Source organism: Paenibacillus sp. JJ-100 (assembly GCF_948329825.1).
GTDB lineage: Bacteria > Bacillota > Bacilli > Paenibacillales > Paenibacillaceae > Paenibacillus.
This window is the reverse complement of sequence record NZ_CAOJCM010000007.1, coordinates 1-13,115: the sequence shown is the minus strand read 5'-3', so window position 1 is coordinate 13,115 and position 13,115 is coordinate 1. Positions and strand designations below refer to the sequence as shown.

4 protein-coding genes are annotated in these 13,115 nt (G+C 51.0%); all 4 read right to left on the bottom strand.

Annotated elements, in window-relative coordinates; genetic code table 11:
* Positions 1 to 4 precede the first annotated feature (4 nt).
* Entirely contained in the window at positions 5 to 1,738 is a 1,734-nt protein-coding gene (locus PQG66_RS20965; protein WP_272039770.1) for an ABC transporter ATP-binding protein, read from the bottom strand.
* Complete coding sequence (locus tag PQG66_RS20960) at positions 1,735 to 3,561, bottom strand: ABC transporter ATP-binding protein (RefSeq protein ID WP_272039769.1); 1,827 nt, start codon at positions 3,559 to 3,561, stop codon at positions 1,735 to 1,737. Before PQG66_RS20960 ends, PQG66_RS20965 begins: the two co-directional genes overlap by 4 nt.
* Positions 3,551 to 6,868, bottom strand: a complete 3,318-nt coding sequence (locus tag PQG66_RS20955) for a non-ribosomal peptide synthetase (RefSeq protein ID WP_272039768.1) — start codon at positions 6,866 to 6,868, stop codon at positions 3,551 to 3,553. The genes PQG66_RS20960 and PQG66_RS20955 overlap by 11 nt, the downstream gene beginning before the upstream one ends.
* Before the next feature lie 158 nt (positions 6,869 to 7,026).
* Positions 7,027 to 13,115 (bottom strand): amino acid adenylation domain-containing protein (locus PQG66_RS20950; protein WP_272039767.1); only part of this gene is annotated, 6,089 nt, incomplete at its 5' end.

Sequence of the window (13,115 nt, the reverse complement as noted above, 5' to 3'; positions counted from 1 at the left end):
AGATCTAACTGTACAGACGGGCGTAATAGCCCCCAAGTGTAAGCAGATCCTGATGGCGACCCCGCTCGACGACCGTACCTTCGTTCATGACAGTAATCAAATCTGCATGTTCCACGGTGCTGAGACGATGTGCAATCAGAATAGTAGTACGCCCCTTCATCAGTACATTAAGGGCTTGCTGCACCCAATGCTGGGATTCGTTATCAAGCGCAGAAGTCGCTTCATCCAGCAGTAGAATCGGCGAGTCTTTAAGAATCGCCCGGGCAATCGCAATCCGCTGTCTCTGTCCGCCTGACAACGACGTCCCTCTCTCGCCCACCGATGTTTTATATTGTTCAGGAAGTTCCTGAATGAAATGGTGAGCATACGCCGCTTTGGCTGCCTCAATCACTTCTTCATCCGTTGCATGGGGGTTACCGTAGCGGATATTTTCCTCGATAGTGCCAGTAAACAAGAACGGCTCCTGCGGGACGTACGCAATCTGCCTGCGAATTTCGTCCAGGGTGTAATGACCGAACGGTTTGCCTTGAATCAGAATTTCTCCACTGTCCACAGGATAGAAGCCAAGCAACAGCTTAATGAGCGTACTTTTGCCGCTACCGCTGGCCCCGACAATTGCAGCAACCTGACCGGGAAACACCTGCATGGACATGCACGCAAGCACCTTTTTATCCGACTGATAGGAAAATTCCACATCGCGAAACTCCACCGCAGCCTCTGACACGAGTTTGCTATCTGGAGATCCCAGACGTTCCGGTTCTTCTTCCTCGCTGAATACCTCTTGAATGCGGTGAGCCCCCGCGAGCGAATTCTGGGTCATCGACAGAACCGTCCCCAAGTTTAACAACGCATGCGTCAGATTCACTTGCAAAACGGCCAAAGCGGCCACGCTCCCCATTCCCATAAGCCCGTATGCATAAAGAAGACTGCCGATAACGATGATGCCACAAAACGTAACGTAGCTGATGAAATGATTCACCGCAGCCTGCATGCCATTTTTCTGCGCAGTTTGCCGAAGTGTCTGCGTCATCTGTTCGTTCAACGCCTCATACTGGCTATAAATTGAACGGATGCGAAACAGCTTCACCATTTGAATGCCGCCCATAAAATCTTTAAATTTTTCGGTCATTTTACCGAGCGTGTGCAGGCCCTGTTCAGACAAGACACGAATATCCCGTGCGAATTTCAGGCTGACCACGGAAGACAAGAGTAAAATGACAAAGGATACGCCGGCAAACCTCCAGTCGATCAACACCATGGAAGCAATGGAGCCGATGCAGAAGACAATTTGCAGCAACAAAACGAAGTAAACCTGTGAAAATGTAAACTCCACGGTTGTTACGTCGTTGTTCACTCGCGACAGCAAGTCCCCATGATGCGTCTGCTCCAGAAATCTCGGCCGTACCCGGCACAGCTTGTCATAAAGGCGTTGGCGGATATTCAGTACGGTCAACTCGACACTGCGCTGGTACAAATAAATGAACCAAGGAGAAATTATATTTTCTAGGAACAGCGCCGCGCCCAAAATGGTAAAGGCATTCACCATCAGAGACGTATCTCGGGACACTGCGAAATCAACTAAGTTATGTACGACCAGACTGAAGGCGATCAGGAACAATGTTTGAGTGAGCGCTGTTACAGCAAGGCCGATGGCGTACTGGATTTTGTGCTTGCGGTTCATAAACGTCAGCAAATAGCTGAGTTCCTTTACTTGCGAGAGCCATCTACCCTTTTTCATGTGTACGCCACCTCCTTGTGCTCGGCAGACTCCGTAAACTCCTGATAGTAAGACTGGGCATACAATCCCTTCATCTCAAGCAACTGTTCATGGGTACCCTTCTCCACGATGGCTCCCTGTTCCATAACCCAAATCTCGTCGACACGTTGTATCGTTGAGAGTCGATGGGCGATAACCATCGTTGTTCTTTGCTTCATCAATACGTCCAGCGCTTGTTGAACCGCTCTCTCCGACTCCGGATCAAGAGCCGACGTGGGCTCATCCAGCAGCAGAACCGGAGCATCCTTCAGAAAAGCTCTGGCCATGGCAATACGTTGACGCTGTCCTCCGGACAAAAAGCCACCGCGCTCCCCGACATACGTCTGGTAACCGTCCGAGAGCTGCATAATGAAGGAATGGGCCTGCGCAGCTTTTGCAGCTTCAATAATCTCGTGCATTGACGCCTGTTCCCGCCCGTATCCGATATTCTCAGCAATCGTGCCACTAAACAAATAGGAATCCTGAGACACCACGGAAAAATGTGACCGAAGAACCTCCGGATCGGCTCCGTCGATGGAGCTGCCAAATACACGGATTATGCCCTGGTTCACTGGAAGCGAATAAAAGCCGCATACCAACTTAAACACCGTGCTTTTCCCCCCGCCGCTCGCTCCGACAAGCGCGATTGTCTTGCCTTCTGGCACCGAGAAGCTAATATTCCGCAGAATGGGAGAGTTCTCCTCATACCCGAATGTGACGTTCTGAAATTCGATAGGTGCTTCGCTCACTTTCGGAAGCGGACGACCATGTTCCGTTTCGGTCGGCTGCTCTACGATGTCGGAGACCCTTCTCAACGCACCAGCCATTTCAAACGTCCGCGTGATGAGCTCCGGAATATGCTCCAGCGGTTCCAGACACAGATTCAACAAGTATAGGAAAGCAACCAGCTCTCCTGCCCCCAGCTGTCCCTGATAGATCAGATAGCTTCCGTAACTTACTGCGAAAATGATCGGGCTGATCATCAACGTGGAGAGAAGCGGGTTAACCCAGGCCTCCCGCTTTTTCACAGCCAGCTTTTTTTGAGCTGTCATCTGCAGCAACACTTGGTAGGATCGAGATAACATACCGGATAACAAGTAGCTTTTTACAATAGGCATACCTCCGAGCGTATCCTGGAGGTTAACGTTCATTCGCCCCATGTTGGTCTGGGCTTCCTCAGTCAACCGCGCGAGCTGCTTGCCAATCCATTGGGAAACCAGCAACGCTACGGGAAATAACAGCAGGCTATACAACATCAGCTCCCATTGGAGATAGATCAAATAAGTAAAACAACCGATGAATAACAGCGGATGATAGAACCACTGGGCCAGATCCCGAATCATAAACTGCTGGATAAGCTGCAGGTCGTTATTCATCCGCGACAACACGTCGCCGGAGTGCTGCTTTTCCAGATAGGAGACCCGGAGTTTGCCGATATGATGCATGACATGATTGCGGATATCCTGTACTGCGGAAGCACTGCTTCGCTCGACGCCGAAGCTCATGAAATACTTCGCAGGCACACCGATCAAAATAACTACAAAGACCGTATACACGATTTGCAGTACGACTGGCCCTGCCCCCTTCTCGGCCTCAGAGGTCAGTTGCTCGATCAAACTTCCAGTCCATATCTCGATAACGGCGGCAGCAATCGCGGACAAGATACCGATAATCATCCAGCCTTTGTGACGGCTTACATAGGACATTAGCCAGCGAAATGCTTTCCATGTGGCGTAAGCCGTTTGGCGTTTGGAGCGCGTCAATGTGCCATCTTCTAGAACAGACAGTTCCCGGTCAGCTTCCATGCAGTACCCCGGCTTCGGCTTCAATCTGCCATTTAACTTGCTCCAAGATGCCCTGAATGAGGGTTGCCGTTTCGTCTACGCGTGTGAGTTCCAGCAATTCCTCATGCGCACCCTCCAGTCGGTATTCCGCGTAATCTCGCAACGTTGCTCTACGCCAGGACGGCAATTGTTGCTCCAGACGGAACGCTTCGCTATCCTTCGCGATCAGTTCATAGATTCGTGCCGAGATCGTGCCTGAATTAATCAGCTGCGCTTCGTATGCCAAAGTGGCTTGGATCTTCCGATGAACCCGTTCCCGTACAAGTGGGTTACTCATCAATTCCTTCTCTTCTTCGTCAAAATCAGCAAGCATTTCTGCAAGCTCTTTCTCTGACTCTTCAGAAGGCGTAAGTGTGTCCTTAATCCAGGAATCCACCATGAGCACGTCCGATACGGAATACCCTCTTTTCTCCATCATTTTGGCTACCTCAAACGTCAGATTGCCTCCAAAACAGTAACCAAGAAGCACGTAAGGTCCTTCCGGCTGGACGCGGACAACCTCGTCCACATAACGATTCAGCATGAGCTCGTAATTGGCAGTATCATCGATAAAATCAATGCTGTAGAGCAGAAATCGTCCATCAAGCCTACTGGCGAGTTCTCGATAACCAATACCGAATCCGGAACCCGGAGGAAAGCAGAATACGTTTAGATCTCCTGCCTTATTCAGTTTAACGAAGGCGTTCCCCCCTTCATCCAGCCCCAAATTCCCCTCTTCCAATGCCATGCCTTCAACGGTTACATGATGGAAATCGCGGTTCAGTGGGATCTCAATGCCCGTTTCATCATAAACAGCTTGAACAAGCCTCATCAGACTTAACGAATTGCCACCCAGCTCGAAAAAGTTATCCTTCACACCCACCTGTGAAACACCAAGTATATCTTGCCAGACATGGGCAATCTTCATTTCGAGCAGCGTTCTCGGTGCAACATATTCGCCTCCTAAAGATGCAACTTCTTCCGGCGAGGGCAGTGCTTTACGATCAATTTTCCCGTTTGAGGTCAGTGGCATCTGTGCTAGCTGTACCAGGTACGAAGGAATCATATACCCTGGAAGCTGTTTGGCAAGCTGCCCTTTAAGTTCATTCGCCGCAAGCCTTTTTTCCGCGACGTAGTATGCGACAAGCTGCTTATGGCCGTTCGCATCATTACGGTCAAGAACCTTGGCTTCTTGCACGGATGCAATCTTTAGAAGCTGAGTCTCGATTTCGTCCAGCTCGATCCGGTATCCGCGAATTTTCACCTGATGGTCGATCCGGCCCAGATATTCAATGTTTCCGTCCGGCAGCCAAGCTGCCAGGTCGCCCGAGCGGTACAGTTTCTCTCCCTCTGCAAAAGGGGAATCGACGAACTTCTCCGCTGTAAGTTCCGGACGGTTCAGATATCCTCTGGCCAATCCTTCCCCGCCCACGTACATCTCGCCTGCTACACCAATCGGTACGAGGCAGCGGTTGTCATCCAGAATATATACGCTTAAGGTCGGAATCGGCTTACCGATATTACTCTTCGCCGCTTCTATTTCGACCCATGTAATTTCCTTATATGTAACATGAACTGTCGTCTCGGTAATGCCATACATATTGATCAGTTTCGTCTCCGGGTACTTCGTCTTAAAGTCCTTGAGCAGCAGTGGACTAAGCGCTTCTCCCCCGAAGATAACGTTGCGCATGTTCAGATCATATGGATGATCGACCAACATCTTACGCAGCAACTGGTAGAAGTACGTTGGTGTCTGATTTAAAATTGTGACCTGTTCACTGCTTAACAGTGCCAGAAAATCAGCTGGATTTTTTGCCGTGAGCGGTGGCACAATGACCAGCTTGCCCCCATACAGCAGTGCTCCGTACATCTCCCAGACAGAGAAATCAAAGCAGAAGGAGTGGAACAGCGTCCACGTATCAGATGGCCCGAAGTCGAACAGATTTTTGTCGTTAAACAGGAGACGCACAACGTTTTTATGCTCGATCAACGTTCCTTTCGGTTTACCCGTCGTTCCTGACGTGTAGATGACATAGGCCAGGTTTTCCGGCCCGGAAATCGGCTCCAGGTTGGATACTTCCGGTGCACCTGCCGAGTTCGAGTCAATGTCTCCCCATACGTAATCATCCAACTCAAGGCGTGCTCCAGCAAAATCTGTCTTCTCATGCAGATGCTTTTGAATCAGCAATAGTGGTGAACCTGAATCCTCAATCATGAAGCGAATGCGTTCTTCAGGGTAGTCAGGATCAACAGGTACGTAGGCACCACCAGCCTTGAGAATCGCCAAAATACCAACGACCATATCAAGCGAACGTTCAGCCAGAATACCTACCAGTTGATCTGCTGCAACACCCATCTTGCGAAGTTTCCACGCTAGCCGGTTGGCTCGCTCGTTCAGCTCACGGTAACTCATCTGATGCTCTTTCATGACGGCTGCCACGTTATTCGGATATAGCTCCGCCTGCTCTTCAAACAAACCATGAATCGTTTTGCTTCGATCAAATCCGGCTTTCAGTTCATTACATTGATTCAGTAACGCCTCCCTCTCATCCGGGAATAGCACATCCACTTGTCCAAGCTCCAGATTCGGCTGAAATACAAGCAAGGACAGAAGCCGAAGCAAATGATCTGCTATCTGTTCCACTAACGTATGCTCATACCGCTGCCCGTCAAAACGGATTTCCAGCTTGATAGAGTCGTTTTCGCGATCAAAGTGGAACATTGTGTCGACAGCTACCCGATTACCCAGAGGTTCAGGATGAATCGAAGCAAAGGATACCAAGGTGTTGATGACCGGGAAGCTGTCCTCCGTATAGTTCAGATGGAGCGGCTCCACCATTTTACGAAAAGGCAAATGCTGATGTTCTAACGCTTCACCAATGGAGGTTTTAATGCCCCTGAGCAACGTTTTCAAGGTTGTCTGATGGCTTACAGCCGTTTTGATCACTAAAATGTCATGTGGAGGTGGAGTCTCATCGGGATCTACGTTATAAGAAGGCATGCCGACGAGGATATGATCCTGCGCTGTATATTTGAACAACAGGCTTTTTACTCCTGCCAAAACAATCATATACATCGCCAAGTCCGAATCGTTCGCGAGCCGAATGATCCTCTCCGAGAGCTCACTCGGTAAGGTACGATGAATGAGAATTAAGTCCGACTTGGTCGCAGCAGCTCCCTTACCTGCAGATAGCTTGGAGGATTGACTATAGGGAAAAAAGCTCAGACTGTCATCGGCATCAAACTTACCGTTCCAGTACCTTTCTTCCTTTTCAAACAAAGATTTCATTCGTACCTCCCCTAAAAATGAAGTAACTGCACGCCCCCGCGCAGATCCAAATTTTTTGCTTCTCGGTCTGCGCATCTACGGGCTTGCATGTTGTTCGCCGTCTTCCTTGGGGTGCATGTCCTTTTTGCCATTTGACGACAGAAACTTGTTTGTACAAATTAGAATGCGAATTCGATCGTATCGACCGCTTTCTTTGCGGCACTTGACGGTTGATGACATTCGATCTGGCTTAGTTGAAGTTGTGGATTGTCCACAATTTGAGACAGTATACGCAAGTAATTCTCAGTCAAGGTGCGGATCATCGATTCTTTGAACAGCTTCGTGGCGTAGAAGAAGCCACCGCTCAGCGCTCCGTCGTTTTCATACATGAATAGTGTCAGATCAAACTTGGCTTCTTCCAAATGATCAAGCTCATAATTTTTTAGACGTACGCCTTCCAGTTCAACGTCTTGTTCTTCGATATTTTGCAAGTCAAAAACGGCATCGAATAACGGGAAGCGACCTGGTTCTCTCTTCACATTCAAGCGCTCCACGAGCTCTTCAAATGGATAATCCTGATTCTCGAAAGCACCCAAAGCCGTCTCCTTCACTTCTTCAAGGTAGGACAAGAACGTTTTGTTGCCCGACGGACGATTGCGGAGTGCCAGCGTATTGACAAACATCCCGATAACCGGTTCCAAATCGGAATTCGTTCTTCCTGCCACAGGTGTACCCACGATGAGGTCGTCCTGTCCACTGTACTTGGATAGCAACACCGTATATGCCGCAAACAGTACCATGTACAGCGTGCTTCCATGCTCAACCGCCAATTGCCGCAGCTGCTCAGATAGAGAAGCTTCGACGTCGAAATCCAGGTGCATACCTTCGTAGTCACGGATTGCAGACCGCTCATAGTCCATCGGCAGGTCTCCCGTCGGCAATTCTCCTTCGAAGGTGCTCAGCCAGTATGCTTCCTGCCGCCCGATCCGGTCTCGGTGAGCCGTCGACTGCTGCCAAACCGCATAATCCTTGTATTGAATGCGTAGTGGCGGCAGCTCTTCACCAGCATAGAAGCTCGAGAACTCATTCATCACAATCGCCATGGATACGCCGTCGGACACGATATGATGCATATCGAAAAGGAGTATATGGAGATTCGATTCCAGCTCGATGACCCCGGCGCGAAGCAACGGTGGTTTGCCAAGATCAAAAGGACGAACAAAACTGCGGATAATCTGCTCGATTTGAGGCGCATCCTCTTGATTCGCTTCATAACGCTCGATAGCAAAATCAACATGTGGGTAAATGCGCTGAACCGCTTCTCCCTTCACGATTTCAAAACCGGTGCGCAGCGATTCATGCCGGGATATCAATTTCCGCAAGGCGACTTCCATGCGCTCCAAATCAAACTCACCTTCCAATTGCACCAACTCTGGCATGTTATAAAGCTGATCGGCTCCATCCAGCGTGTGCTGAATGAACAGTCGTTTCTGCGCGGAGGACAGAGGATAGTACGCTCTTTCTTCCGCCTGAGGGATGGCCTCATGCTCCCGCTGTTCCATCCGGGCAATTGCTTCGGCCATCGCAGCAATCGTTGAGTAACGGAATACGTCGCGCAGTGGCAGGTTAACGCGTAGCTCCTTATACACCTTGCCCGCCAGCGTTGTGGCCCGCAGGGAATGGCCACCGATATCGAAGAAGTTGTCGTGAATGCCTATCGCCTTCGAAAGCCCCAGCACCTCCTGCCAGATGGAAGCCAGCTTGGTTTCCAGCTCATTGCGCGGTGTAACATACTCCGTTCCACTTCCGGCTTCTCCTTCCGGCGCTGGCAGTGCCTTCCGGTCGATCTTTCCGTTCGGTGTCAGAGGTAAACGCTCCAGCTCCACGATATACGATGGAATCATGTACCCCGGCAATTCCTGTGCCAGTGCGTTGCGCAGATCACTCACTACAAGTTCAGCTCCGGATTCAGGGCTGTAATACGCACATAGCATTTTCTGCCCCTTGGCGTCATTTCGCACGATTACCGCCGCTTCACGTACGCCTTCCAGACGCAGCATCTGCGACTCGATCTCCCCCGTTTCAATTCGGTAACCCCGAATTTTCGCCTGGTGATCGATCCGGCCAATGAAGTCCACGTTGCCATCGTCCATCCACCGTGCCAAGTCTCCTGTACGATACAACCGCTCACCCTCGGCGAACGGGCTGTCCACGAATTTCTCTTCCGTCAATTCTGGACGATTCAAGTATCCGCGTGCTACCCCAACTCCACCTATGACTAGCTCACCCAGTACCCCAACGGGCACCGGATTCAACTGCGCATCTACGATGTAGAATTTCGCATTCAACCATGCTTTACCGATCGGTACATGGCCTGTCTGCGGCAGTTGCGTGACGGGCTCATCGTAGAAACTGGAGTCGATCGCTGCTTCTGTCACGCCGTAGGCATTAATGATGCGGAACAACGAACCGAATCGGTCCTGCAACGTGCGGTAATCCGCTACACTACAGCTGTCCGAGCTTGTGATAAGCAGTTCCATCTGGCTCAGATCCAGCCCTTGTTCGTACACATATTCCATGAACGGTACAATCAGTGCTGGCGTCGATTCGAAAATGGTTACTTGTTCCTGCTCGATCCAATGGTACAGACGAGCCGGATCAATCCGATCATCCTTCGGTACAATTACCATCGTGCCTCCGTTATACAGTGTGCGGGCGATATCGCCCACGAACACGTCGAAGGAGAAGCTGGCGAGCTGCAACAATCGCACGGGGAACTGATCCAGCTTGTATTCTCGTCTATAACCCGCTGCCGTGTTCACCAGACTGCGGTGCTCAATCATCACGCCTTTGGGTTTCCCCGTCGTTCCCGATGTGTAGATCACATACGCCAGATCTTCTGGACGGGCTTCATGGAAGCTGCTTATGTTGTGATCCACATTTGGATGACTCGCAGCACTCGTATGTCCGGCATCCACAGCACCCGTCGGATTCCCGGAGACCATACCAGACCCCGTCAATGTATTCGCCCGTTCCTCACTGTACGAGTCTTCATCGTCCAGATACAGCACTGTCCCCAGTGCCAGCTCTTCCTCGGCAAGCCAGGCTTCTGCACGCTCCCGCAGTGGCGTTTGTGTCAGCAGCACCTTCGCTCCGCTGTCTTCGAGCATGAAGCGCACGCGGTCTGCCGGATAATCCGGGTCAAGCGGCACATAGGCTCCGCCCGCTTTCCAGACCGCCAGCACAGCGACCAGCAAGTCCACCGAACGCTCGGCGAGAATACCGACGAGGGTTTCCCGGCCGATGCCACTTGCGCGCAGTGTAGCCGCCAAGTGGTTCGCCCGTTCGTTCAGCTCCGCGTATGTCAGCCGGTCGTTTTCGTACACGACAGCCTCTGCTTCCGGTGTGAGTTCCGTCTGTTTCTCGAACAAGCGGTGGAATGCAACTGCTGGAACAGCTTCTTTTTCCGACAGTACCGGGTTAAACACGCCGAGGATTTGTTCTTTTTCCGCTGTCGTCAGCAGGTTCAGCTCGGCAATCTTCGCATCTGGTCGGCTTACGATCGTAACGAGCAACTGCTCGTAATGTTTGGCCAGCCGTTCGATCGTCTCCCTTTTATATAGGGCCTTTGCATACTCGAAGCTGTAATCCAAGCCACCGTTCTCCTCACCTACATCCAAACTAATATCAAACTTCGCCGTATTCATATTGCTCGGGTAAGGCATCAGACGAAGCCCTTCGAGCTCATATTCATCATTTTCCGTATTCTGCATTGTAAACAACGTGTCAAAGAGCGGATTGCGGCTTAAATCACGTGTGACCTGTACCTTGTCTACTAATTCTTCGAACGGGTAGTTTTGATGCTCGAAAGCATGTAGGGTCGTTTCCTTAATATCGTTCAGGTATGACAGGAATGTCTTCTCAGGAGACGGATAAGTGCGAATCGCCAACGTGTTCAAAAAAATCCCGATTAACGGCTGCACATCGCTATGGTTCCTTCCGGCAATCGGCGTACCTACGATCACATCTTCCTGACCTGAGTATTTGTGCAGAAGTACGTTGTACGCTGCAAGTAGCACCATAAACAGTGTTGTGCCTGTGTCTGTAGCCAATTTCTTCAGAGCATCCGTTTTTGAAGCTTCTAAGAAAAACTCCAGCGTCTGACCCTCGTAGCTCTGCACGGCAGGACGCGGATAGTCGGTCGGCATTTCCAGCACGGGTAGCTCACCCTTGAACATATCCAGCCAGTACTCCTCCTGACGTTGAAGCTGTTCCTTCTGCTCCTGTGAATGCTGCCAAACGGTGTAGTCTTTGTACTGAATACGCAAAGGTTCCAATGACTCGCCCCCATACAAGCGAACGAACTCTTCAACAAAGATTTCCATGGAGACACCATCGGAAATAATATGATGCATGTCGTACATCAGAATATGGCGTCTCGGAGCCAGCTCGATCAGACCTACTCTTAGTAGCGGAGGCTTCGCCAAGTTAAACGGACGGACAAAGCGCTGAACAATTTCTTCAGACTCTTGCTCATCTGCCTGATAAAACTCCACCGTAAAATTGACATCTTGATAGACCCGCTGTGATGCTTCGCCATCAACCATTTCAAACCCAGTGCGTAGCATTTCATGCCTTGCTACGAGCATACGGAACACTTCTTCGAACCTTGCCCGATTCAGGTAACCCTCCAGTAACATCGCTTCCGGCATGTTGTAGCTAAGCCCCGCACCTTCCAGCTGATTCAGAATAAAGAGACGTTTTTGAGCAAAGGATTGAGGGTACACCTCTCGTTGATCCGCGACCGGGATTGCAATGAATGTCTTCTCATCCAGCCGGGAAATGGCGGTAGCCATGCTCTCGATGGTGGAATGGCGGAATACTTCTCGTAAGGGCAGATCTACATTCAGCTCTTTATACACCTTGCTGACCAACGTCGTCGCGCGCAGAGAGTGACCCCCGATATCGAAGAAGTTGTCGTGAACGCCTATCACCTTCGAAAGCCCCAGTACTTCCTGCCAGATGGAAGCCAGCTTGGTTTCCATCTCATTGCGCGGTGCAACATACTCTGCTCCACTTCCGGCTTCCCCTTCCGGCGCTGGCAGTGCCTTACGGTCGATCTTTCCGTTCGGTGTCAGAGGTAGACGCTCCAGCTCCACGATATACGATGGAATCATGTACCCCGGCAATTCCTGTGCCAGTGCGTTGCGCAGATCACTCACTACAAGTTCAGCTCCTGGATCTGGGGTGTAATACGCACATAGCGTCTTCTGCCCCTTGGCGTCATTTCGCACGATTACCACCGCTTCACGTACGCCTTCCAGATGCAGCATCTGCGACTCGATCTCTCCCGTTTCAATTCGGTAACCCCGAATTTTCGCCTGGTGATCGATCCGGCCAATGAAGTCCACGTTGCCGTCGTTCATCCACCGTGCCAAGTCTCCCGTACGATACAACCGCTCATCCTCGGCGAACGGGCTGTCCACGAATTTCTCTCCCGTCAATTCTGGACGATTCAAGTATCCACGGGCTACCCCCACTCCACCTATGACTAGCTCACCCAGTACCCCAACGGGCACCGGATTCAACTGCGCATCTACGATGTAGAACTTCGCATTCAACCATGCTTTACCGATCGGCACATGGCCTGTCTGCGGCAGCTGGGTCACCGGCTCATCGTAGAAACTGGAGTCGATTGCTGCTTCTGTCACACCGTAGGCATTGATGATACGGAACAACGAACCGAATCGGTCCTGCAATGTGCGGTACTCCGCTACACTACAGCTGTCCGAGCTTGTGATAAGCAGCTCCATCTGGCTCAGATCCAGCCCTTGTTCGTATACATATTCCATGAACGGTACAATCAGTGCTGGCGTCGATTCGAAGATGGTTACCTGTTCCTGCTCGATCCAGTGGTGCAAACGAGACGGGTCAATCCGATCATCCTTCGGCACAATCACCATCGTGCCTCCGTTATACAGTGTGCGGGCGATATCGCCCACGAACACGTCGAAGGAGAAGCTCGCGAGCTGCAACAATCGCACGGGGAACTGATCCAGTTTGTATTCTCGTCTATAACCCGCCGCGGTGTTGACCAGACTGCGGTGCTCGATCATCACGCCTTTAGGTTTCCCCGTCGTTCCCGACGTGTAGATCACATACGCCAGATCTTCTGGACGGGCTTCATGGAAGCTGCTTATGTTGTGATCCACATTTGGATGACTCGCAGCACTCGTATGTCCGGCATCCACAGCACCCGTCGGATTCC